The 24044-nt window shown below is 69.3% G+C and carries 20 protein-coding genes; 12 read left to right on the forward strand and 8 right to left on the reverse strand.

The window, feature by feature from the left end:
- Position 1: 1 nt before the first annotated feature.
- The 4 genes from WMF22_RS33860 to WMF22_RS33875 all read right to left on the reverse strand — a co-directional run bounded on the left by WMF22_RS33860 (position 2) and on the right by WMF22_RS33875 (position 2915).
- Complete coding sequence (locus WMF22_RS33860) at positions 2-646, reverse strand: hypothetical protein (protein WP_438032461.1); 645 nt, start codon at positions 644-646, stop codon at positions 2-4.
- Positions 643-1455, reverse strand: a complete 813-nt coding sequence (locus tag WMF22_RS33865) for a multinuclear nonheme iron-dependent oxidase (RefSeq protein WP_438032462.1) — start codon at positions 1453-1455, stop codon at positions 643-645. Before WMF22_RS33865 ends, WMF22_RS33860 begins: the two co-directional genes overlap by 4 nt.
- Before the next feature lie 234 nt (positions 1456-1689).
- Positions 1690-1863 (reverse strand): hypothetical protein, encoded by a 174-nt coding sequence (locus WMF22_RS33870; RefSeq protein ID WP_437294098.1) that lies wholly within the window; start codon positions 1861-1863, stop codon positions 1690-1692.
- 149 nt (positions 1864-2012) lie between these two features.
- The gene (locus WMF22_RS33875) at positions 2013-2915 is read right to left on the reverse strand and encodes a JmjC domain-containing protein (RefSeq protein ID WP_438032463.1); all 903 of its coding nucleotides are present in this window, start codon (positions 2913-2915) and stop codon (positions 2013-2015) included.
- A gap of 175 nt (positions 2916-3090) precedes the next feature.
- On the opposite strand from WMF22_RS33875, the gene WMF22_RS33880 reads away from it, so the two are divergent.
- The 6 genes from WMF22_RS33880 (at position 3091) to WMF22_RS33905 (ending at position 10223) form a co-directional block, all read left to right on the forward strand.
- Positions 3091-4413, forward strand: coding sequence for an ADP-ribosylation family protein (locus tag WMF22_RS33880; RefSeq protein WP_437294100.1), 1323 nt, complete (start codon positions 3091-3093; stop codon positions 4411-4413).
- Between the two features lie 268 nt (positions 4414-4681).
- On the forward strand, positions 4682-6268 hold the full coding sequence (locus WMF22_RS33885; protein ID WP_438032464.1) for a S1C family serine protease: 1587 nt from the start codon (positions 4682-4684) through the stop codon (positions 6266-6268).
- Positions 6268-6702, forward strand: coding sequence for a hypothetical protein (locus WMF22_RS33890; protein ID WP_438032465.1), 435 nt, complete (start codon positions 6268-6270; stop codon positions 6700-6702). The genes WMF22_RS33885 and WMF22_RS33890 overlap by 1 nt, the downstream gene beginning before the upstream one ends.
- Before the next feature lie 284 nt (positions 6703-6986).
- A complete protein-coding gene (locus WMF22_RS33895) occupies positions 6987-7874 on the forward strand; it encodes an RNA polymerase sigma factor (protein WP_438032466.1) in 888 nt (295 codons plus the stop codon).
- The gene (locus WMF22_RS33900; protein WP_438032467.1) at positions 7864-9147 is read left to right on the forward strand and encodes a FecR domain-containing protein; all 1284 of its coding nucleotides are present in this window, start codon (positions 7864-7866) and stop codon (positions 9145-9147) included. Before WMF22_RS33895 ends, WMF22_RS33900 begins: the two co-directional genes overlap by 11 nt.
- Entirely contained in the window at positions 9144-10223 is a 1080-nt protein-coding gene (locus WMF22_RS33905) for a hypothetical protein (RefSeq protein ID WP_438032468.1), read from the forward strand. The genes WMF22_RS33900 and WMF22_RS33905 overlap by 4 nt, the downstream gene beginning before the upstream one ends.
- Before the next feature lie 12 nt (positions 10224-10235).
- On the opposite strand, the gene WMF22_RS33910 is transcribed toward WMF22_RS33905, so the two are convergent.
- A complete protein-coding gene (locus WMF22_RS33910; RefSeq protein WP_438032469.1) occupies positions 10236-11546 on the reverse strand; it encodes an RICIN domain-containing protein in 1311 nt (436 codons plus the stop codon).
- A 508-nt stretch (positions 11547-12054) separates the two neighbouring features.
- Between WMF22_RS33910 and galB the strand changes: the two genes are divergently transcribed.
- On the forward strand, positions 12055-14862 hold the full coding sequence (galB, locus tag WMF22_RS33915) for a beta-galactosidase GalB (protein ID WP_438032470.1): 2808 nt from the start codon (positions 12055-12057) through the stop codon (positions 14860-14862).
- Between the two features lie 53 nt (positions 14863-14915).
- Positions 14916-16364: a glucuronyl esterase domain-containing protein gene (locus tag WMF22_RS33920; RefSeq protein ID WP_438032471.1), complete on the forward strand. Its 1449-nt coding sequence runs from the start codon at positions 14916-14918 to the stop codon at positions 16362-16364.
- Positions 16365-16406: 42 nt separating this feature from the next.
- On the opposite strand, the gene WMF22_RS33925 is transcribed toward WMF22_RS33920, so the two are convergent.
- Positions 16407-16664: a hypothetical protein gene (locus WMF22_RS33925; protein WP_437301646.1), complete on the reverse strand. Its 258-nt coding sequence runs from the start codon at positions 16662-16664 to the stop codon at positions 16407-16409.
- A 184-nt stretch (positions 16665-16848) separates the two neighbouring features.
- Here WMF22_RS33925 and WMF22_RS33930 point away from each other — a divergent pair, with 184 nt between their 5' ends.
- Together WMF22_RS33930 and WMF22_RS33935 are read left to right on the forward strand one after the other, a co-directional pair.
- Positions 16849-17430, forward strand: a complete 582-nt coding sequence (locus tag WMF22_RS33930; protein ID WP_438032472.1) for a hypothetical protein — start codon at positions 16849-16851, stop codon at positions 17428-17430.
- Positions 17431-17449: 19 nt separating this feature from the next.
- A complete protein-coding gene (locus WMF22_RS33935; RefSeq protein WP_438032473.1) occupies positions 17450-17914 on the forward strand; it encodes a hypothetical protein in 465 nt (154 codons plus the stop codon).
- Positions 17915-17921: 7 nt separating this feature from the next.
- On the opposite strand, the gene WMF22_RS33940 is transcribed toward WMF22_RS33935, so the two are convergent.
- Entirely contained in the window at positions 17922-18569 is a 648-nt protein-coding gene (locus WMF22_RS33940) for a YkgJ family cysteine cluster protein (protein ID WP_437294107.1), read from the reverse strand.
- An 80-nt stretch (positions 18570-18649) separates the two neighbouring features.
- Between WMF22_RS33940 and WMF22_RS33945 the strand changes: the two genes are divergently transcribed.
- Positions 18650-19378 carry a glutamine amidotransferase gene (locus WMF22_RS33945; protein WP_437294108.1) on the forward strand — a complete coding sequence of 243 codons (729 nt, stop codon included), beginning with the start codon at positions 18650-18652 and terminating at the stop codon, positions 19376-19378.
- A 53-nt stretch (positions 19379-19431) separates the two neighbouring features.
- Here the strand turns inward: WMF22_RS33945 and WMF22_RS33950 are convergent, their stop codons facing one another.
- Positions 19432-20139, reverse strand: coding sequence for a TetR/AcrR family transcriptional regulator (locus WMF22_RS33950; RefSeq protein WP_438032474.1), 708 nt, complete (start codon positions 20137-20139; stop codon positions 19432-19434).
- 285 nt (positions 20140-20424) lie between these two features.
- Between WMF22_RS33950 and WMF22_RS33955 the strand changes: the two genes are divergently transcribed.
- Complete coding sequence (locus tag WMF22_RS33955) at positions 20425-24033, forward strand: BadF/BadG/BcrA/BcrD ATPase family protein (RefSeq protein ID WP_438032475.1); 3609 nt, start codon at positions 20425-20427, stop codon at positions 24031-24033.
- The last annotated feature ends 11 nt before the right edge of the window (positions 24034-24044 follow it).

Below are 24044 nucleotides of genomic sequence, written 5' to 3' on the forward strand. Positions count from 1 at the left end.
CTCAGCTCAGCTCACCTCTCAGCAGATTGCAGGGATCCTCGGCGGCTTGCTTCGAGAGCCGATGCGTCATCACGCTCTGCCTGTCGCGGGAGTAGTAGATCGCGTAGATGGATTCTCCTCTGCCCTGAAGGACGCTGATGCGATCGATGGCTGGATACAGGTCCATGACGTTCGAGGCGAGCTTCATGCAGTAGAGGTGGCCGCTGTCATGGATCCCGAAGCGGGAGGTGTCTATCCTGAGGCGCCCCGTGATCCGGGGCCGCGCCTGATGGAACTGCGCGAGAGCGACCGCCCGCTCCACCCTCAGGAGGTCTCTGTAGAGACATGCGCTGTCCAGGCGCTCCGCCCATGAATACAGGACGCCGAAGATCTTCTTGATCATGGCTCCTCGATCGGTATCCATGCTGACTTGAGAATAGAGGCAGTCCCAGAGCCGACGCCTCCTCGCCGTGAGGCCGCAGAACACCGGGTAATGGCTCTTGACCGAGCGCTGTATCGAAGCCCTGAACGACGTGGCGATGCTCGCCAGGCACGACTCGCTGTACTGGGACAGCTCGTCGCCGAGCTCAGCTCCCTCGACAGGCCCACCCTGGACGAGGCTCCTCAGGTAGCGCTCCTGCCAGCGGGCGACGCTCGTGCGGCTCATCGCTGGCACATCCCTCGAATCCGGACGAGATCATCCCACACCCTGGGGAGGTCCTTGAAGCGCGCCTCACGCTCCAGGATCACGGCATCCGGGGTCACCCGCGCCAGGAGGTACTCCAGCAGCTCGAAGACGACCTGGGGGACCTCGTGATCGTGGCCATCATAATAGTAACCGTCGTACGACGAGCCTCCGGCGAGGTGGAGCTGCCTTATACGGTGCGCCGGCATGCGATCGATGAACGCCCTCGGGTCCAGCCCGTGGTTGAGCTGGTCGGCGTACAGGTTGTGGAGGTCGAGCAGGATGCCGCAGTCGGCCATCTCGACGGCCCGCGCAAAGAAGTCGTCGTGGGCGATCGTCGATCGCCTCAGCTCCCACATCGTGGCGATGTTCTCGAGCAGGAACGGCGCAGCGAGGCCCTCCTGAAAGAGCTTTATGTTCTCCACGAGGATCTGCAGCGTCTCGTCGGTCCGCAGCAGAGGCAGGTTCTTCTCGAGGTCGAAGTCGCCGATGCGGCAGGACGTCATGTGATCCGAGCACCAGCGCGGGGCCAACCGATTGACGATGTCTCGACGCTGCCGCGCGTTGCGGTCGAGGCGATAGTCGGCGCTGCCCAGCGAGTTGCAGGCGAAATGAAAGCAGTACGGCGCGCCGAAATCGGAGAGTAGCCGCTTCATCTGGCCCCTCTCGAAGTGACTGTAGATGTATCGCTCCGGCTGTATTTCCAGGAAGTCGACGAGCCCCTCATCCCTGGCTCGCCACAGCAGGTCGTGAAGCGCCGGATGGTAGCTCATGCCGATGTGAACAGCCATCGGATCACTCCCGTGAGGAGGCCGCTGCCGCGGGCGATGAGAGGTCCCTCGGGTCCACGACGTCTGCCCGAGAATCCGTGAATCCGGCTCGCCCGTCGCCGTGCGACGACGTGGGTCGGGACGGGCGAAATCGCGCGGTATGCAGGGGGAGTCCTTGCAGGCGATCGTCCCCTCCGGGGCGTGTCGTGTCACCCAGCGGCCGGAGGGAATGGCGACGCACCTCCAGCACTACAGCTAAATTTTGGTCTTCTTGCTCGGCGTCGGGTCGTGCCGGCAAACGTGGGCGCTGGCGGCGGGCTTGGGGATGCTGATCTTCCGCGTGACGGGCGTCGGATCATGCCGGCAGACGTGGGCGCTGGCGGCGGGCTTCGGGACGTTCACCTTTTTGGATCGGGGCGTCGTAGACATCCGTTGTCTCCTTGGAGCAGTGGGCGATGAACAGTGCGCGGCGGTGCAGCGGCCGCAGGAGAGGTGGCCCTCACAAGTTACCGAGAATTCGCACCTGTCCGCAAGAAGAAGCGCCTCGCGCGAGCGGGCCCTGGGCTGGCTCCTGGCTCCTAGCTCTGCTCCCCGTCGGCCGGCTCGGTGAGGGACTGGAGCACCTCCGCTGCATCCATCTCGTGGAGCCGCTTCACCAGCGCCTCGACGCGGGGCGCGATCCCCTCTCGGATGGCTGCGGCGAGGTGCGCCCCCCCAGCGGGGCAGTCCCCCCGGAAGGTCAGGTCCTCGGCGCACTCCCGCAGCGCGTCAGCCACCATCACCTCGACGAGGCGGTGCCAGGTGATCCGGTGGATCCCGGTGGAAATGTGGAGCGAGGGGCCCCCTACAGCGGTCGCCTCGTGGAGATAGCCGCGGGGGATGTACAGCGCGCCACCCGGCTGCATCTCGATCTCGCCCCAGCGCGGGGTCATCTCGTGGAGCTCGGCGGTGCGGCAGGCGTGGTGGCGGTGCAGCGGCGCCTCGAGGAGGGGCTCGTAGATGATCCACCGCTTGCGCCCCTCGAGCTGGAGCACCACCACGTCGTGGGTGTCCCAGTGGCGGGGGAAGGTCTGCGCCCCGCCCGGCGTGAGGTAAAGGTTCGTGTTGGCCTGGGCCAAGAGCGCTCCGGACAGGGCGCTTGTGAGCGCACCGACGGCCGGGAAGCAGTCTTGGACCCCCGCGAGGAGCAGGCTCCCCCCCTCCACCTCGAAGAAGCGCCGCACCGCCGCGCCGTCGAGCGCAGCGTCGGGCTCCGCCCGGAGGAAGCGCCTGGCGTCCACGTACTCCGACGTCGCGTCGATGAAGAACACTCCCTCGGGATGCACCCGGCCTTCCGCTATCGCGTCCAGCACCGCCTCGATGGTGGGCAGGTCGGCGACCCCGCCCTTCGGCGGTGAGGCGAGGGGCCGGCTCGGCGAGCCCCCGGAGGTACGAGCGGCGCTGAGGAGATCGTCGAGCGAGCCGTGGATCAGCGACTCCATGGGGCAAGGCATGAAAAACGCCGCGGAGGACAGGAGATGCCATGGCGGTCGGTCCTGTCAAGCATGGCTTACGCGTGGGACCTCGGGGCGACAGACCCTTCGGGGGGGCGGCGGGCGCCCAGCGGGTCCGCCTCGGCTCCCGGCGGGGCCGGCTTCGCGTAGGATGGCGAACGCGATGAGCGACCCGGAGATCGAGGCAGCGCTCGCGCTCGCGCGCGAGCGCTGGGAGACGATGTTCCCCGTCGAGGACGAGCGCGCCAGGCTCGCGAGCTGGGATCCGCCGCACTTCGCGCCGGGGCTCGGCCTCGTCGCGGAGTTCAGCCTCTTCGAGGCGCGCACGAACCGAGGGCCGTCCGGCGAGCTGATCGTCGTGCCGCTCTCGCGGATGGGCGAGCCCGCGGCGGCGCTCGACGAGCTCGCAGCGACGCTCGACGGGCTCAGATCCCGCGGCGTCGCCTCGCAGCTCGACGCGCCGCTCGAGGCGACGGTGGGCCTCGCGCCGGCGCGTTACACCGAGGGCATGTTCGCGACCGACGAGCTCGGGGCGCGCCGCCGCGCCGAGGCGCTCGCGTCGATGAACGCCCGCTTCGAGGCCGCGGCCAGGCGAATGAACGAGGTCTATGGCCTGCGGCTGCCGCGCTACCTCGCGACCTTCGCGGCGTTCTGGCGCAGCCTCGACGAGACGGAGCGGCAGGGGATGAGCCACCTCGGGCGCTCGCCGGGCGGGATCATGATCTGGTTCGAGGACGGCGGGCTCGAGCGGAAAACGCGCGGCGGGCTCGACCCGCGCCTCGAGTGCCGGTTCCGCGCCGACCCGCCCGAGCTGGTCACCGTGATGTGGGGCGACTCCGACGGGCTGCACTATGGCCTCTGGTACGACGACCCCGCGGATCCGCCGACGTGCATCGCGCACAATTACGCCCGCGACTCCGCGGAGACCTGGAGAGACAGCGAGCCCACGCCCCTCGCCGTGCTCGCTGCCCGCGCGCGCGAGCGCATCTCAGACCCTTACGAGGAGGAGCCGGCGCCGCTGCCGGTGTACGCCGCGCTCGCCGCCATGGAATGGTTCGAGGAGGCCGACCGCGAGGCCCTCGCCGGGGACCCGCCCGCGCAACGGTGGCTCGAGGCGGACCGCATCCCGACCCTCGGCACGTTCGGGCCCGCGCTGCCGCCCGGCGCCGGGAGCATCCGCGTGGGCTCGCCCGATGAGCGCGTGAAGGCGTGGAAGACGCAGCCGCCGCGCGTGCGGAAGTGGATCGAGTCGGCGAAGCGCGATTGCGCCGAGGGGCGGCCCGCGGCGGCGCTGACGTTCGGGCTCGACCTGCACTGGCTCGGTACGGACGAGCACCGCGACGCCGCGCTCGATCTGCTGGTGATGGCGTACGAGAAGCTCGGGCGGCGCGCGCACGCGGAGACCGTGAAGGTGCATTACGCGCACCGCGATCTCCGGAGCGTGGGGGTGTTCCTCGGGCCGGGTGAGGAGGACGGCGGACGTTAGGGCTGCGAACGGCTCAGAAGCCGTTCAAGTTGCACGGGGCCCGTCGGCCGAGGAACAGGCGCGGCGGCGGCCTGAGCAATGGGGCTCGACACCGCGCCTGAGGTGGATATCGTGGGCGCTGCCGAGGAGCATAGGGCTTCTTGGTCGCTGGAAATGGCTTCCAGCCGGAGCTGCGAGCGCGGAGAGGCAGCTCAGAGGCCAGGTTTCAGGATTTCGTGAGCACGGGATGAACCAATTGCGGACCCTCGGGGTTTGGTTGCGCCGCGGTTTGCTGACCGGATTCGGCGTTTCGGCGTTGCTGCTGGCGCCGCGCTTCGCGGAGGCGAAGTCGGTGCGGCCGGTGGAGCCGATCAAGGTGAACGGCAGCGAGCTCGGGACGATCACGATCTCGAACGTGATCCTGAAGGCGCCGAACCTGGACGACGTGCTGATCGTCAAGGAAAAGTTCCTGGTGATGTTCCTGGAGGAGATGCGCGAGCTCGGCTATCGCGCGCTCGGCCGCGAGAACCTGGCGCTGAACCAGGATCGCTCGAGCGAGGCGGCCTTCGTCCTTGCCGGGACGATGACGGCGGCGGACTGCGCCGACGAGCGAGGCCTCACCTGCGGCATCACCATCACGTGGGAGGTGCTCGATCGCGCCTCCAAGACCGTGGTCTATCAGATGACGTCGAACCACGAGGAGATGGAGATGCGCGAGCTCGACCGCGCGGCGGCCGGCAACGCGCTGCTGCTCGGCAGCCTGCGCTCGCTGCTCGCCCGGCCGATGTTCGTGCAGGCCCTCCGGGGCTCGGGCGCCCCTGCGGAGGCGCCGGCCGCGCCCGAGTTCCCGCCCGGGGAGATGCGCGGCTGCCCGGCCCGCACGCTGGCAATGCCGAAGATGAGCGAGGACGTCTTGAACGCCACGGCGCTGGTCAAGCTCGACGACGGCGTCGGCAGCGCGGTCGTGATCTCTCCGGACGGCTTGCTGCTCACCGCGGCGCACGTGGCGACGACGCCCGAGGTGGTGGTGCGCTTCCGCGACGGCAAGGAGTTTCCGGCGACCGTGATGCGCGTCAACGAGCAGTCGGACGTCGCGCTCTTGCAGCTGAAGGATGGCTCGCGCGAAACGCCGTGCTTGACGCTGCGCATGCCGCCCCCCAGCACCGGCGACGACGTGTTCGCGCTCGGCGCGCCCGGCGGCGAGAGGCAGTCGTTCTCCGTGACGCGCGGCATCGTCAGCGGCCAGCGCACGTTCGACGGCAACAGCTTGATCCAGACCGACACCAGCATCAGCCCAGGCAACAGCGGCGGGCCGCTGGTCGACGACAAGGGTCAGGTGGTCGCGATCATGACGTTCAAGGCGACCGGGCAGGGCATCGAGGGCCTGGGCTTCGGCGTGCCTTCGGCCACCGCGCTCTCGTCGCTCGGGCTGAGCTTCGGCGAGACGACAGGGGCGCTCAAGGTCGAGCGCAAAACGGCGACGGTGTCGGGCGGGCTCGCGCTCAGCGGCGTGGCCGACAAGCCCGATCCGCCCTGGTTTTATGTGGGCAAGGACGCGCCCGGCAAGACGCCGGGTTGGGTCGGGCAGGCGAACGGCTGGGGCTGGGTGGCGTTCGTCGCCGGCGGCGCCACGGTCGGCACGACCGCGCTCATCAGCAGTACGCCCTCCAGCTTCGGCACGCTCCGCACCTGGAACACCGTGGGTTGGGCCGTCGCCGGGCTCGGCGCGGGCATGGTGCTGAGCTCCTACGTCTTTGCGCCGGACAAGAAGCCGCCCGCGACCGGGGGGCGTTCGACGCCGGGCCGCACCATCGCTGCCGGTGTCGGCGCGCCCGGCATCGGCCTCACCTCACTTTCCATCATGGGGACGTTCTGATGTTGCTCCGCACGCTGAGCGCTGCGCTGCTCATTCTTCTGCCGGCAGGGTGCCTGCTCTTGCAAGAGGCGCCGACGAGACCGCTGGGCGGCGATTGCGAAGACAACGGCTGGTGCAATGAAGGCCTGATCTGCGTCTTCCGGCATGGGACGAACAACCCGGGTGAGTGCAGCACGCCCGGTACGTGCACTGCCGACAGCGATTGCCCCGCGGGTCAGCTCTGCCAGGGCTCCACGATCGACACGCTCGGCGCGTGTCAGGCGAACACGGGCTGCACCTCCGACACGGCGTGTGTGGCGGGCGCCACCTGCTACCGCGGTAGCTGCGTGTTCTTGTGCGAATCCTCCCTGGAGTGCCCCGAGGACACGTACTGCAGCGCGATAGATGATTGCCCGTACCGTATGGACTGCCCCGACGCCTGCGCGTACTTCTGAGGCGCCGCCGCATCGCGCGTGCTCTGGGCCGAGCGCAGGCGCATCGGCGCGCTCCTCTCCTCCTCCCGCGCCGCGCCGTTTCCGGCTTCACGACGGGAAATTTCCGCCCTCACGCTATTCATTCTCGCGGTGAGCCGGTTCGAGGGCGCACCGCTACTGCATGACAGACGTGCGCTTGGCTGGCTGGGTCGAAGTACCTACCGAGATCCTTGCGGCCTCCGCGGACATCCGTGGCGGTCGCCGCGCCGGGATCCGGGCAACGCAGATCGTGAGCGTCCGATGCGATGTTGACTCCACTCCACGTCATCGGGTGGGCCGTCGCCGCGGTCCGGGTGACCAGGGACCTCGCTGCCGGCTGCGTCGCGCGGCTCACTCCGAGGGTGGCGGCGGCGAGCGCACCACACCCCGTGCTGGGACCAGGGCAGCTCGCCGGAACGACCTCCCCGGCGGCGCCCGCGGACCGCCTTGCGCCGGGAACCTGGGCTCGGTACTGTGGTCGTTCATCACGGCCGATCTGCGAAGTCACGAGCCCTCGGAGCGATGACGTCGTGCGTAGAGCCAGCCTTGCCATCGCTCCGCCGGAGCGTGGCGGTACGGACGCAAGTGAGGTGGTTCGCGCGCTCATCGAAGGGGAACCATGGGCGGCAACCGCGGTGTGGAACGCACATGCGCCCAAGGTGTTCCGGATCGTCGCGCGCGTGCTCGGGCCCGGCGCCGACGCAGAGGACGTCACCCAGGAGGTCTTTGTTCGGGTGTTCTCCAGAGTATCCGGGCTGAGAGACCCAGATGCGCTGGGGAGCTTCGTGTTCTCGGTGACCGTTCGCCTCCTGAAATGGGAGCTCCGCCGCAGGCGCGTGAGGCGCATCCTCCAGCTCGCGGACACGGCCGAGCTCCCCGAGCAGGCCGTCGAGCCGGCGGACAGCGAGGCGCGCGAGGCGCTGGGCCGCCTCTATGCGATCCTCGACACGCTGAGCGCAGACGAGCGGACCGCGTTCGTGCTCCGCCACATGGAGGGGATGAGCCTGCCGGAGATCGCGGAGGCGACCGGGAGCTCGCTGGCCACCGTGAAGCGCAGGCTCAGCCGGGCGACGGAGCGCGTGTCGTCCCAGGTCGAGAAGGACACGTCCCTCGCCGCTTACTGCATGAGGCCGGAGGCGCGGGATGACGCTTGACGAGGAGAAGGACCCGGCGCTCGGACCGAAGGCCGCGCGCGCCGTCGAGCTCGCTCGCAGCTCGCTCGGCGTGATGTCTCCCCAGCAGCGTGTCCAGGGGCTGCTCCGCGTGACGGAGCGGACGGCGAGGCGCCCGGGCTTCCGGCTGTCGCCCCTCCGGGCCGGAGCGCTCGCGCTCGCGGCGGCCGCCGCGGTCCTGCTCGGCGTCAACGGGTGGCAGCGGGGAGCGCGCTCCGATCGGCTCTCCTACGAGGTGGAGGGCGGCGCCGTGCAGCAGGACGGCTCCGTCCAGGCGGACACGTCGAGCCGTCCGAAGGTCCGGTTCTCCGATGGCACCGAGGTTCAGCTCGCCGAGATGGCGCGCGCGCACATCGTGTCGGTGAACGAGCAGGGCGCCAGGGTCACCCTCGACCGGGGAGAGGTCCACGCGCGCGTGGTCCATCGGTCGGAGGCGCAGTGGCTGTTCGACGCGGGGCCGTTCCTCGTGACCGTGACCGGGACGGCCTTCGCGCTTTCCTGGGCGCCGGAGGACGAGCGCCTCGATCTGCGGCTCGAGAACGGCGCCGTCGTCGTCAGCGGGCCGCTGTCCGGCAAGCCGATCGCTGTGCGCGCCGGGCAGTGGCTGACCCTGCGGCAGCGCACGGGAGAGGTGCTCCTCCGCGATCTCGATCTCCAGCAGGGCGCGGAGGCGTCGCCGGCGCCCGCCCCGCCGTCGTCCGACCGCGCCGAGGAGCCCGGCGCGGCGCCGGTCCCGGATCCGCCGGGGGCGCCCGCGGGCCCGGCCGCATCGGCGCTCTCGGCCGAGCCGAGGCGCGACTGGGCCGGGAAGCTCGCGGCCGGGAAGCTCGACGTCATCGTCGACGAGGCGCAGCGCCGCGGGCTCGACGTCTCGCTCGCGGAGAGCAGCAACGAGGAGCTCTCGGTCCTCGCGGACGCCGCGCGTTACACGAGGCGGAACGACATCGCGCGGCAGGCGCTCCTCGCCCAGCGCCGGCGCTTTCCGGGGACGCAACGAGGCAAGGACGCGGCGTTCCTGCTCGGCCGCCTCGCGGAGGCCCAGGAGGGAGGCGCGGCGGCGCTCGCCTGGTTCGAGACCTACCTCAAGGAGGCTCCGCAGGGGGCTTATGTCTCCGAAGCGCTCGGGCGCAAGATGGTGATCGTGCAGCGGCTCCACGGCGACGCGCAGGCCGAGGCCGTCGCGCGGACGTACCTGCGCCGGTTCCCGGGCGGAACCTACGCGCAGGCAGCGCGGGCCCTCGCTCGAACGCCGTGAGGTTCGCCCGGGCGCAGGCGCTGGCCGGGGCCCTCACGCTCCTCCTCTGCGCGGCGAGCCCCGCGGCGTCGGGGGAGCCTGCGCGTGTGGTCCTCGTGCGGCCAGGCGCCGCCGATCCGTCGATCTCCGAGGCGCTGATCCGCATCCGAGGGGAGCTCGTCGCCGACGGATTCGACGTGGAGGTCCTCGATGCGGCGCAGTCGGCGGCCTCCGCCCCCCGGCCGACGATGGACGACGCCGGGCAGCAGGCCGGCTCCGCGGCCCTGATCGGGCTGTTCCTGGCGCCGGACGGCCAGGCCGCCGAGCTCTGGGTGGTCGACCCGCGGACGCACGAGACGCTCGTGCGGCGGATCGACACGCGCGGCGAGGCGCGAGAGCACATCGTCGAGGTGCTCGCGGTGCGCGCTGTCGAGCTGCTCCGCGCGAGCCTGCTCGAGCTCCTGATGTCCTCGCAGCGCGCGGCGGCGCCCGCGCCCGCCGCCGCGCCGCCCCCGAGCGAGGTGAGCCAGCAGGCGCCTCGGCAGGCAGACCGATCGCTGGACCCGCCGCGCCGCTCGATGTGGGGCGTCGAGCTGGGGGGCGGGCTCCTCGCGAGCCCGGGCGGCGTCGGCCCGGCGCTGCTCCTTGTCGCGCGTCTGCGCTTCGCGCCGCTCGGTCCGATCGGTCCGCTCGAGGCGCGCCTGTCGTTCGCCGGGCTCGGGACGGCGCCGCGCGTCGCTGGGCCGCAGGGCAGCGCGACCGTGCAGCAGCGGTTCGGGCTCGTCGAGCTCGCGGCGCTCCCCTGGCCCGAGCTGCGCTTGCGCCCGAGGTTCTCGGTGGGCCTCGGGGCGCTCCACGTCGCCGTCGACGGCGAGGCATCGTGGCCGTACCGGGGGGTCCACAGCGGGCGATGGGCGTTCGCCGCGGACGCCGGCGCCGGCGTCGAGCTCGGGATCGTGAGGCGGCTCGACGTCGTCGTCGAGGCGCACGCGCTCGTCGCGCACCCGTATCCGGTGGTCCGCTTCGTCGAGACCGAGGCGGCGCGCGGCGCACGCCCTGCGCTGCTCGGCAGCCTCAGCCTCGTGGGGTGGCTGTGATCGAAGAGGGCGTCACGGCTCCGGGCCGCCGGTGGTGCCCGCACCGGCGTCGGTGCCGGTCCCGACCGGGTTCAGCGTGAACAGCTGGCTGCTTCCGCCGCTGGAAGCGCTCTGGAAGAGGGCGGTGCGGTCGGTGGGCGGGGAGCCGTGGGCGTCGATGACCTTGCCGCTGAGGCGCGACGTGATGCGGACGGCACCGCCGCCGGGATCGGTGACGGACCATTGCTGGCTGGGATCGCCGTCGCAGGGGAGCTGGACGATGAAGGCGCCGTCGGCGGTCGACCCGCCGCGGACGTCGAGGCACTTGTCGCTCCTGACGCTGCGGATCCGGTGATACCCGCCGTCCACCGCCTCGAAGCGGAAGTGCTGGTTGGTGCCGCCGTTGCAATCCCAGAGCTGCAGGACGAGGTCGTCGGCCGTGGATAGGGCGGCTTCGACGTCCACGCAGCGCCCGCTCTGGACGCCGACCAGGGTGTAGGGGGTGCCTGTCGAGATGCCCGCCTCGACCTCCGCCGGGACGGCGTGCTGGGAGAGCTCGGCGATCTCCGCCGGAACGAGCGCGCGGCTGTAGATCGCGATGTCGTCGACGTCGCCGACGAGGAGCCGACCCTCCTGCGGCCATCGACCGACGTAGAGGCTGGTGGAACCGGGCGAGATCGTCCTCTCGATGGGCTCGGTGCGGTAAAGGCGCCCATCGATGTAGAGGCTCATGGAGAGCCCCTCGCCGTCGACGACAGCGGCAGCGTGTGTCCACCGCTGGAGCTCAAGGCAGGAACACCGGAGGCGGTGGTCGTCGCTGATTTCGGGCCCCTTCCAGAACCCGAAGTCCATGCCCCGCGCCTCGCCGTCGTAGTCGATGTTGAGCTCCCATCCGCCGGTGTCCTCCGTGCTGATGACGGTCCTCAGGGTGTCGTTGGCCGGGGGTCCGTCGGCCAGCGCGCGAACCCACGCCGAGACGGTCCAGCTCGAGGTGGCGTTCGGGAAGTCGCCCACCGTCATGAACTCGCCCTCATCGAGGTGCAGCGCCTGCCCGAAGCGGCCGCCCTCCACCCATGTGCCGCCGGTGAGCTCGCCGTCGCGCCGGTTGCCGGACCCGTCGGTCACGATCGTCCCTTCGCCCTCGTCGAACGTCCAGTAGGCGACCATGCCCTGGGTCAACGTCGTCGGCGTCAGCTCGACGGCGTCGATCGGCCCCTGCTCGCAGGCCGCGAGCCCGAGCGACGCGACCGCGGCAAGGCAGCGGGGCGCCGCGCGTCCGCCCGCCATGGCCGTCCTGCTGAACGTCCCGGTGATGGTGCGGTGCGGCGTGCGCGACTGCTGCATGTCAGGCCTCCTTGCGTACTCCAAACTTAGTTGCGCTCGGCGTGCGCGCACGCCCTCCTTCGTCGAGAGCTCGCCTGCCTGCGCGATCCCAGATAGAGAGCCAGCGGAGCACGCGTCAGGCAGTAGCGGCTCGCCCTCGGATCGGCTCACCGCGAGAGCAAATACAGCGGTGATAACGCCTCGCTTCGGGAGTCGCCACGTCGCGGCGAGCAGGCCCACGCTCTGACGGCAACATTTCATCGTCGCGCTATTCGCTCTCGTCGTGAGCCGGTTCGAGGGCCAGCCGCTACTGCTTGACGGACGCTCCACTGACGCTCGCGCGCTCGCGTTCTTTCTTCCCTCCCCTGCGGCCCGCTGCCGTGGGGCGGGCGCGCTCCAGCCGACAGGGGCAGATAGGCGATGTCACGCCCGCCGCGAGGCGGCGCTCCCTGGAGTTCGCCTCGTTCTTCCCATGGCACAAGCCACGACCTCGAGCGGACGGTGATCCAGGAAACCCACGGAGACGGTCATGAGATCAAGGTCGTTCACGTTGCTCGCGGTCGGGCTCGCAGTCCTCGCCCATGGCAACCTTGGTTGCAGCAATGAGTCCAGCGGCGGTGAGGCTGGCGCCGGCGGCAAACACGACGGCAACGGCGGGGCGACCCCTGGCTCGGCCGGCAACGGCGGGGCGACCCCTGGCTCGGCCGGCAACGGCGAGGCGACCCCTGGCTCGGCCGGCAACGGCGGGAGCTCCGGAAACGGCGGGGGACCGGAGGAGCCCGGCGGAGGTGCTCGACCGCGGACGCGATTGCTGATCGATGATGATTGGCGTTTTACCAAGGGTGATCCGCCAGGGAACACGACAGACCTCGCTTACTCGACACCTGCCGTGAAATCCTGGGTGCTGCCCAGCGGGAATGACTTCCTCAAAGACCCGGCGAAGAGGGCGGCGCGTCCGGACGGCAATCTCGGGGACGGCGTGGCCTACGTCACCGCGAGCCACGATGACAGCTCATGGAACACAGTGAACCTGCCGCACGACTACGCCATCGAAGGCCCGTTCACCACGAGCGTCAGCGGCAGCATGGGACGCCTGCCTTCTCCGGGAGTCGCGTGGTACCGGAAGAAGCTGACCCTGCCGGCGAGCGACGCCGGGAAGTCTATATTTCTCGATATCGACGGCGCCATGTCGTACAGCATGGTCTGGCTGAATGGCCAGTTCGTGGGCGGGTGGCCCTACGGATACGCCTCCTATCGCCTCGACCTGACGCCTTACGTGAAGCCCGGCGAAGACAACGTCCTGGCGATCCGGCTCGACAATCCGGTCCCCAAGGACGCCAACTGGCAATCAGGATCCTCCCGCTGGTATCCAGGAGCAGGCATCTATCGGAGCGTATGGCTCGTGAAGACGGAGCCCGTGCATGTGGCTCAGTGGGGCACAACCATCACCACGCCGGAGGTCTCCGAGACATCGGCGACCGTCGACCTGAAGCTGACCGTCGACAATGACTCGAAGCAGGATGCCAACGTGAGCGTGGCGACAGCCATCTTCGAGCTCGACGCAGACGGTCGCAGGTCGGGCGTCGCCGTGGCGTCCATCGCGCCTGTGGCTCTGCAGATCCCCGCCGGCACGAGCGCCACGGCCGACACCGAGGGGGCCATCGCGAGCCCGAAGCTATGGGGAACCGGCCCCCATCAGAGGCCCAACCGATATGTGGCGGTGACGACCGTGCAGCAGGAAGGCGAGACCGTCGATGTCTACGAGACGCCGTTCGGTGTTCGCACGCTCAGGTTCGATCCTGACGCGGGCTTCTTTCTGAACGGTGAGCACATCAAGCTGAACGGAGTGAACAATCATCATGATCTGGGCGCGCTGGGGGCCGCCGTGAATGTCCGCGCGCTGGAGCGGCAACTGGAGATGCTGGCGGAGATGGGGTGCAACGCCATAAGGACTGCGCACAATCCCCCTGCGCCGGAGCTCCTCGAGCTCGCCGACAAGATGGGCTTCCTCGTCATGGACGAGGCGTTCGACGTGTGGGTGCGCGAAAAGGCGGCGCTGGACTTTCACCAGATCTTTCCGGATTGGCACGAGCAGGACCTGCGGTCCCTGCTGAGGAGGGACCGCAATCATCCTTCCGTGGTGATGTGGAGCATCGGCAACGAGGTCGGTGAGCAGGGCGGTGGCGCGGAGGGCGCCGCGATCGCCAAGGAGCTCACGGGTATCTGTCACGAAGAGGACCCGACGCGCCCGACGGTGAGCGGCATGAACTCTGCCAAGGCCGACGGTCCATTTCCTGGGCCGATCGACGCCGTGGGCCTGAACTACCAGGGGACCGGGGTTCGCAGCGGGCCGGCACAATACCCGGTGTTTCATTCCAGCTTCCCGGACAAGTTCATCGTGGGCACCGAGACCACGGCCACCCTGAGCAGCAGAGGTGTCTATACGTTCCCTGTCGCCTCTGGCGCTGGCGTTCCGGCGTCGGACACCGCGGGCCAAGACAGTCCAGGTCGACAGGTCAGCTCCTACGATCTGTACTTTGCGTCCTGGGCCTATTCTCCCGACAAGGAATTCGCGTCACAGGACAGGTACTCCTTCGTGGGCGGAGAGTTCGTCTGGTCTGGCTTCGACTACCTGGGAGAGCCGACGCCCTTCGACTCCTCGCGGAGCTCCTACTTCGGGATCATCGATCTGGCGGGATTCAAGAAGGACCGCTTCTACCTCTATCAGGCGTACTGGCGCCCCGAGCTCCCCATGGCTCACATCCTGCCGCACTGGACATGGCCGGAGCGGACAGGCCAGGTCACGCCAGTCCATGTGTACACCTCAGGGGATGAGGCGGAGCTGTTCCTCAATGACCAGTCGCTCGGACGCAAGCGGAAGGCGCAGCTCGAGTACCGCCTGCGCTGGGATGACGTGAGGTACGAGGCGGGTGAGCTGGCCGTCGTCGCTTACAAATCCGGGATGGAATGGGCGACGGCTTCGGTGAAGACCGCCGGCGCCGCCAGCAAGCTCCTCCTGACGCCTGACAGGTCGACCATCGCGGGGGACGGGAGAGATCTCTCGTTCGTGACGGTCGCGGTGGCAGATGACGAGGATCGAATGGCCCCTCGCGCGATGAACTCGATCCATTTCGAGGTGAGCGGACCGGGCGAGATCGTCGCGACGGACAACGGCGATCCGACGGACATGACCGCATTTCCATCGAAGGATCGCAAGGCGTTCAACGGACTGGCGCTCGCGATCGTCCGAGCCAAGGCTGGACAGAAGGGGCAGATCGTCGTGAGCGCGAAGTCGAATGGTCTGGCCGGGGCCAGCACGACGCTGGTGGCAGAATGACGCGTCTCCACCGCTCTGCCGCCGTCTTTTCTGCAACGTACAAGCGAGGATCCATGCGCGCTGAACTGACCGCATCCGCAAGTTTGCTCATCCTCTTTGGACTCACGGGCTGCAGCTCCGAGAGCGGAGCGGGCCCCGACCCTGCGGGAAGCGGCGGGTCCGCCGTCGAGCCCGGGAGCGGCGGAGCCAGCGTCAGCGCCAGCAGCGGGGCCAGCGGCCAGACCTCGGCGGTGGGCAGCGGCTCTTCGACAGGGAGCGTGGCCGCTGGCACGGGCGGGACGGGCGGGTCCAGCAGCACGAGCACGACCTCGACCGGGGGCCAGAGCAGCGGCCCGCCGCCGCTCGTCCATGACGTGGAGGACACCGGCGCGGACTGCCCAAAACCGCCGCTCCCTGCGTTCAGCGAGCTGGAGTCGATCCCGCACCTGCCCGATCCATTCGAGATGGCGAACGGCGATCGCATCCGCTCGGTTTCAGACTGGCGCTGCCGGCGCGCCGAGATCAAGGCCGAGATCGAGAAGTACGGGGCCGGGGAAAAGCCGGGCAAGCCGAGCACGTTCGAGGCGAGCCTCAGCGGCAGCACGCTCAGCATCAAGGTGGGTGAGGGAGGCAACTCGTTCACCATCACCGCCCCCATCAACCGACCCGCGGGCGCGCCGAGCGGCCCGATCCCTGCGATCATCGGCGTCAACTCGCCCACGGGCAGCCTTCCTGCCCAGGTCTTCAGCAGCCGGGGCATCGCCACGATCACGTTCAACTCCGACCAGCTGATGTCGAACGGCTTCTCCGGCGGCTCGCGGACCGACGGCAACTTCTACAAGCTTTACCCGGGCACCACCGCGGGGGCCATGATCCGCTGGGCCTGGGGGATCAGCCGCATCATCGACGCGCTCGAGGCGCTCCCCGAGGCCAACATCGACACCAAGCACATCGCGGTGTCCGGCTGCTCGTTTCAGGGCAAGATAGCCCTCTATTCCGGTGCCTTCGATGAGCGCATCGCGCTCACCATCCCCCATGAGTCAGGCGGCGGGGGGACGATCTCGTGGCGCTACTCCGACATGCTCGAAAAGCGTGATAAGACCGAGGTGGAGAACCTGCTGCACGCGCAGGGGGCGCCCTGGTACGCGGCGGCCCTCATGCAGTTCAACAACGCGCCCGACAAGCTCCCGTACGATCACCATGAGCTGATGGCCATGGTGGCTCCTCGCGCCCTGCTGGCGATCGAGAGCTCCGCGATCGCGCGAATGGGGGCCGAGGCGGCGCGGGTCGACGCGCTGGCGGCGCGCGAGATCTGGGCGGCTCTCGGGGTCCCGTTCCGGCTGGGCGCATCGGAGGAGAACACCAACCACTGCGTCTGGCACAACGGCTTCACGCCCGACCTCGAGGCGTACGTCGACAGGTATCTCCTTGGCAAGGAGGACGTCGACACGGACATCCTGCGCTCCAAGTACACGATCGACACCGACACCTGGATCCCCTGGGAGACTCCTGCACTCCAGTAGTCGTGCTCGTCGCCAGCCGCGCCCACGACCAGCCGCGCGTCGCTAAGGACCCGCGTCGCGCGCGCGGTACTCGGCGATCATCTCCTTCGTCACGTCGCGATCATAACAGAGAGGCGCCGCGCCTCCCGGCCGCGAGTAAGCGCTGCGCTTGCCGCATTGTCTGCCCGCTCGATCGGTATCGTAAGGACACGGGCAGCTCCCGCTGTACGCCGCTCGTGACTCGGCGATAAGGGCCTTCCGGATCGCGGCGTCCGTCTTCGGCGCATCTGCCCTGGCCGAGGACGCCGCGAACATCGCCATTCCAACGACGAGCCAGTACCCAAGCCGCATCACCTGGCATCGTACCGACCCTCCGGAACCTCACAACATGTTCTTTCGTTCAGGTGCCCCCGTGTGTTCCCATCGGTCGGACGGCTCCCTCGTGGCCACTCTTCGCCGTGTTCTTCGCCGTGTTCTTCGCCGGGTTCGCGTAGAATCGAGCGTAGTGGACAGATCGTCGACGTCACGGAGACCTCTCAGCGACGCACCGCAGCGGTCGCTCACCCAGGCGGGTGAGCAGCACCCGCTACACGCGGGCTGTCAGGTCGTCGAGGCGACAGCGGATGTCGCGGTAGGCTACTGGAGCTCCCTGGCCACCGCGGTGTGGATGAAGACGACCCACCCGCACCACGCCGCCTCCCTGAAGACGGCGATCCTGGGGGCGCAGGCGAGCTCCCCGTCCCGCAAGGTGTGGCTGCTGCAGGTCGTGACCCCTGAAGCCATCGTACCCGACACGCGCAGCCGCAGCGCGCTCGCCGGAATGCTGGGTTCGGTGGATGGTATCGTGTCCCACTCGGCGGTGATCCACATCGGATCGGGCTTTCGTGCGTCCGTCGTGCGCAGCATCGTCACGGGGCTCAACGCCCTGGGACGCCAGCAGTTTCCACATCGTGTCTTCGCCAGCATCGAGGAAGGCGTCGCCTGGCTGGCCACCCACGGCCTGCCGGACGGGGCGGCCGCCCATCACGACCTCTCGGCGTTCCATGAGGCCGCGATCGCGGGCCAGCTCACGAGCGTCCGGACGTGAGCGCCCGGCCCAGGGCATCGTGGCCTCGAGCCTCGCGTTCCCGCGCGCCACGTTCTCGACCGATCGAGAGCCCCTCCTCGTCTTGACGGGCACGCCGCGAGCAGGGATCCTCGACGGCATGCGTCTCGCCGCGTTCGGGGTGATCCTGTTGCTCGTGGGCAACGCGCACGCCGAGTCGACGGCGCCAGCGCCCGCCGTCGACACCACCCGGCGCGACGTGGGCACCGGCCTCTCCGTGGGCGGGCTGGTCGTCGGCTCCGTCGGAGCAGGCATGTTCTTCCTCACCCGGCCGCGCGGCGACGATTCCTGCGGTTGCGCGTCTCGCGCATGGGTCTTTCCCACCGTGCTCATGAGCGTCGGAGGCGCGATGGCCCTCACGGGTGTACCGCTCTGGATCACGGGTCAGATGAAGCTCGATCGCGCCACGACCCAGGCCGAGCTGCATCTCGGTCCGCTCGGCGGAAGCGTCCGGCTCCTGTTCTGAAGCGCGCTCACGGCTCCGCGGGCGCCCCGTCCCGTATCCCGAGCGTCTCCTCGCGCGCCGACAGGCACGCCTCGCTCCCCACGACGAACGCGCGGCAGTTGTCCGGCCTGATCTCGTAGATGGCGCAGCGCCGGTCCTCGCAGAGGTGCTGGCACCGCCCGCTCGCCGCGAAGCGCAGCGTGATCTTCCCGTCCCGCGCCCGCCGCACGTAGGCGCGCCCCGTGAGGTCGCCGCGCCCGGCGCCCCGGAAGCGCGCGAGGTCCACCTCGTCGAGCAGCACGTTGGCGTCGTGGCAGCAGGCGCCGCAGGCCAGGCAGTCGAGCGCCACCTCGCGGATCGCCCCCGGGTGCGTGCTGTCGCGCTCGCACCAGTCGAGGACCGAGCCCTCGTACTGCCGCTTCACCCGCGCCGTCGCGAGCCCCTTGGCCGGCCCCTCGCCCACGCGGCGGAAGCGCTGCTGCTCGATCGACAGGAGCGACCACAGCCCGAGCTCCGTGAGCTTCCCGTCCTCGCCGATGGAGAGCAGGAGGTCGACCCGCTCGTCCGGCAACACGATGGCCGCGTGCCCGCCGGCCCTCACGTGCGCCGCCGCGCGGCTCAGGAAACGCGGGCGAAACCGACGCCAGATGGGGCGAGACACGACGTATGCGGACATCGGGGCGCATCTTCGCGCCCCGGCCCCGCGCTGCCAAGCCCCGCCCTCGCCCGGCGGCGGCGCTGCGCTATGGTGGAAGGGTGCGACATCGCAAGAAGATCGTCATCGTGAAGACCGGCGAGCCCGTCCCCCCGGTCCTCGAGCGACGCGGCCAGTTCGCGGACCTGATCGAGCAGACGATCGGCGCCAGCTGGAGCGGCGGATACGCCACCGTCGACGCCCGCACGGACGAGCTCCCCGCGCCCGGCGCCCCCGAGACCGCCGCCTTCGTCGTCACCGGCTCGTCGGCCAACGTCCCCCACCGCGAGCCCTGGATGCTCCGCTGCGAGGCGTGGCTGCGCGGCGTCGTGCACGCCGGCACCCCCACGTTCGGCATCTGCTTCGGCCACCAGATCCTCGCCCAGGCCCTCGGCGGCGAGGTCGTCCGCAACCCGCGCGGCCGCGAGATCGGCAGGATCCGCGTCCAGCGCCGCGCCGACGACCCGCTCTTCGACGGCCTGCCGTCGAGCTTCGAGACGCACGCGACCCACGTCGACACGGTCGGCACGCTGCCCAAGGGCGCCACGAGCCTCGCGTTCACCGAGCTCGACGACCACCAGGTCATCCGCTTCACGAGCGCGTGCTACGGCGTGCAGTTCCACCCCGAGATGGACCACGACGTCATCGCCGGCTACATCGCGTGGCGGAGCGAGATCCTGCAGGCCGAGGGCCGCGACGTCCCCGCGCTCCTCGCCCCCATCGCGCCGGATCAGCTCGGCACACGGACGCTGCACAATTTCATCCGGCACGTTGTCGTGCGCGGCGCCTGATCCCTACGCCGCCGACCTGACCTGGGTAGTCCCCGCCCTGACTGACGCGCCGGTCAGTCGCCCCTCGACCTGGCCCGCCGGCCGCGCGACGGGCTCACCCGCTCCGGCGCCTCGCCGGAGGCGTCCCCCGTCGCGGGCGCGGCGCGCTCGCCCTCCGGGCCCCGCGCCGCGAGCCCGGCCGCGGGGTCCATCCGGAGGTAGCCGCGCCGCAGGAAATCGTGGAGCGCCGTCACGATCCGCTCGCGCGGGCGGGCCTGCTCCTCGAGGGCGTTCTCGAACAGCACCTCCTTCAGCGCGCCGATCGTGAACGTCGCGTAGAGCTCGGTGTCCCCCGGCTCGATGACGCCGAGCCGCTGCCCCTCGGCGAGGCTCTGCTGCAGCAGGAGCTTCACCTCCTGGCGGAACGCCCGCAGCTCCTTGACGAACGCCGGGTCGAGCCCGGCCGCGTGCGACAGCAGGATGCTCGTCAGCGCCGGATCGTCGAGCAGGACGGCCACGATCGCGCGGATGTTGTGCTTGACCTGCGCCTCGACGTCCGCCGACGGGTCCACGCGCAGGATGGCGCCGCCGAGCCGCGAGAAGAGGCCGCGCACGAGCTCGCCGAACACCGAGCGCTTGTCGGGGAAGTAGAGGTAGAACGTCCCCTTCGCGACCTTCGCGAGCGCGACGATGTCGTCGACCTTCGCCTCGTGATAGCCCTTCTCGGAAAACACGGTACGCGCGGCGCGGAGGAGCGCCTGGCGGCGCTCGGCCTTGTCCATGGGCCGGTCGCTTTACCATCACCGGCCCGCCACCTGGGGACCGATGTCTCCCCTCCGGCGCCGTGCGGGCGACGCAACCCGCCGCAACCCGCCGCAACCGAGCGCGGCGTCGGAACCTTGCACCCTGGACGCAGCGACGGCCCGAGATGCCCGGAAAACGGCGTCGCGCGGCGACCAAGACGCACCGGATTGCTTGATTTCCCGGGCATCCCGTTGTAGCCATCACGACTGACCAGCCAGTCAGTCGGACGCTGGGGACCGGCGACGGCGGTGGGAGGAGCCCCGATGGGAAGGCAGATCCAGGATCCGGTCGTGGTCGGCATCGACGTCGGCTCGACGACGGTGAAGGCCGTCGTGCTCGATCCGCAGACGCTCGAGATTCTCTGGAGCGACTACCAGCGGCATCAGACGAAGCAGCCGGAGAAGGTGCTCGAGCTCCTCGAGACCATCGAGGCGTCGTTCCCCGCGTCGCCGAGGGACAGCTGGCGGGTGTTCATGACGGGCTCCGGGGCCGCGCCCCTCTGCCCCGGCCTCGGCGCCAAGTTCGTGCAGGAGGTCAACGCGGTCACGCTCGCGGTCGAAAGCCTGCACCCGGACGTGGGCAGCGTCATCGAGCTCGGCGGGCAGGACGCGAAGATCATCATCTTCCAGCGGGACGAGAAGACGGGCGACAAGACCGCCGCGCCGTCGATGAACGACAAGTGCGCCTCCGGCACGGGCGCCACCATCGACAAGTGCATGATCAAGGTGGGCCTCCCCTCGACGGAGGTGGTGAAGATCCACTTCGACGACTCGAAGCTCCACCACGTCGCCGCGAAGTGCGGCGTCTTCGCCGAGACGGACATCGTGAACCTCGTGAAGAGCGGCATCCCCTCGACGGAGATCCTCTGCTCGCTCGCCGACGCGATCGTCCTCCAGAACCTGTCGGTGCTGACGCGCGGCTCGACGCTGAAGCACAAGGTGATCCTGCTCGGCGGCCCCAACACCTACCTCCCCTTCCTCCAGGAGTGCTGGCGCAAGCGGATCCCCGAGACCTGGGACGAGCGCGGCTACGACTGGCCGAAGGACCAGCCGGTCGAGGAGACGATCTTCGTCCCGGACAACGCGCAGTACTACGCGGCGTTCGGCGCGTGCGTCTACGGGCTCAAGGAGGCGCCGGAGGTCGGCCGCTACGGCGGCAAGGCGGGGCTCGTCGAGTACATGACGAACGGCAGGAAGGCCCGGCTCGGCGAGAGCGCGGGCCCGCCGCTCGTGAAGACCCGGGACGAGGTCGACGAGTTCCGGAAGCTCTACAGCATCCCGCGGTTTTCGCCGATGAAGCTCGAGCCCGGCCAGGTGGTGCGCGGGGTCATCGGCCTCGACGGTGGCTCCACCTCGTCGAAGGCGGTGCTCATCGACGAGGACGGGAACATCGTCTGCAAGGCCTACCAGCTCTCCAAGGGCAACCCGATCCAGGACGCGAAGGAGCTGCTCTCCCAGCTACGGCAGTACGTGCTCGATCAGGGCGCGACGCTCGATGTGCTCGGCTTCGGCGGCACCGGGTACGCGGCCGACGTGCTCCAGGAGTGCATGCGCGCCGACGTCAACATCGTCGAGACCGTCGCCCACATGATGAGCGCGGTGAAGTTCTTCGGCGACGTCGACGTCATCTGCGACATCGGCGGACAGGACATCAAGGTCCTGTTCATGAAGAACGGCGATATCGCGAACTTCCGCCTCTCCAACTCGTGCTCTGCGGGCAACGGCATGTTGCTCCAGGCGATGGCCGACCAGTTCGGCCTGAAGGTGACCGAGTACGCCGACACGGCGTTCGGCGCCGAGCTCGCGCCGAAGTTCAGCTACGGCTGCGCCGTCTTCCTCGACACCGACCGCGTGAACTTCCAGAAGGAGGGCTTCTCGAAGGAGGAGCTGCTCGCCGGGCTCGCCCAGGTGCTGCCGAAGAACGTGTGGCAGTACGTCGTGCAGATCCCACGGCTCGCGGCGCTCGGCACGCGCTACGTGCTGCAGGGCGGCACGCAGTACAACCTCGCGGCGGTCAAGGCGCAGGTCGATTACATCAAGGAGCGCGTCCCCGGCGCCGAGGTGTTCGTCCACCCGCACACGGGCGAGGCCGGCGCGCTCGGCGCCGCGTTCGAGACGCTCCGCGTCGTGAAGCGCAAGGGCCGGTCGACGTTCATCGGGATCGACGCGGCGATCGCCCTCGAATACACGACGAAGAACGACGAGGAGACGGTCTGCCACTTCTGCCCGAACGAGTGCAAGCGGACCTTCATCGACACGAAGCGGCCTGACGGGACGACGAGCCGCTACATCTCGGGCTTCTCGTGCGAGAAGGGCACGGTCGAGAGCGAGCAGGCGATGCTCGCGCTCGTCGCCGAGCGGAAGAAGATCGCGAAGCAGTTCCCGAACCTCGTCGACTACGAGTCGAAGCTCGCCTTCCGGCACTTCTACGACACGGCCCCGCTCCCGGAGGACGGCGCGCCGGTGAAGGACACGGTCGTCAAGAAGGGCTTCCTCGGCATCCGCCGGGTGGAGACGACGCGCCCGTTCCGGCGGAGCGGCATCGAGGTGCGGGAGCGCCTCCGCCGCGTCCGCATCGGCATCCCGCGCGTGCTCAACATCTACTCGACAGGCCCGTATTACCGCGCCTACTTCGAGGCGCTCGGCGTCCCCAAGCAGAACGTCGTCTTCAGCGACGCGACGAGCGAGGAGATGTGGGTCGAGGGCGGCAAATACGGCTCCATCGATCCGTGCTTCCCGTCCAAGGTGGCGCAGGCCCATGTCCACAACCTGCTCTTCCACCACCACAGCGACGAGAAGAAGCTCCATTACATCTTCTTCCCCATCCTCACCCATGTGCCGAGCTTCGGCGAAGGGGTGATGGACAAGACGAGCTGCCCGATCGTCGCGGGCGTGCCGGACGTCATGAAGGCGGCGTTCACGAAGGAGGTCGACTTCTTCAAGACGCGCGGCATCGAGTACCTCGACCCCGCGCTCACGTTCTCCGAGATGACGCTGACGGCGCGCCGGATGTTCGAGACCTGGGGCCCGCGGCTCGGCATCACCGAGGACGAGAGCGATCACGCGCACCGCGAGGGGATGCGGGCGCTCTCGCAGTTCGAGCGCGACCTCCAGGACAAGGGGCGGGCGATCCTCGAGACGGTCGAGTCCGAGAACCGGGTGGCCATCCTGATGATCGGCCGGCCGTACCACTCCGACCCGGGCCTGAACCACGGCATCCCGGAGGAGTTCCAGGTGCTCGGTTATCCGATCCTCTCGGTGCGGTCCATCCCGCGCGACATGGAGTACCTCGCGCGGTACTTCAAGGACGAGATCGCGACGGGCCAGCACCCGCTCGACATCAACGACGTCTGGCCGGAGAACTACTCGGCGAACAGCGCGCAGAAGGTCTGGGCGGCCAAGTTCGCCGCCCGCCACCCGAACGTCGTCCTGCTCGATCTCTCGAGCTTCAAGTGCGGCCACGACGCGCCGACGTACGGGATCATCGACAGCATCGTGAGCTCGAGCGCCACGCCGTACGCGGCGCTGCACGACATCGACGCCAACAAGCCGGGCGGGTCGATCAAGATCCGCGTGAAGACGTACGCGCACAGCCTCAAGCTGCACGAGGAGGCGCTCGAGGACGCGGCGAAGAAGAAGGCGCAGCTGGTCCAGCGCATCGAGGAGAAGCGGCTCGAGCTGCTCCAGCTGAAGCGCGACCAGCAGGCGGCGCGCAAGATCACGGATCCCGCGCTCGAGCGGGAGATCGCCGCGCTCGCCGAGAAGGTCCGGAGCTACGTCGCGCCGGTCTCGCCGCCCGAGGCCCAGAAGACGGGCCTCGTGCAGCTCAAGAAGAAGCAGTCCGACGGGACCGTCGTCCCCCTGGAAGCCTGAACCACGTCGAA

Source organism: Sorangium sp. So ce204 (assembly GCF_051526795.1).
GTDB lineage: Bacteria > Myxococcota_A > Polyangia > Polyangiales > Polyangiaceae > Sorangium > Sorangium cellulosum_B.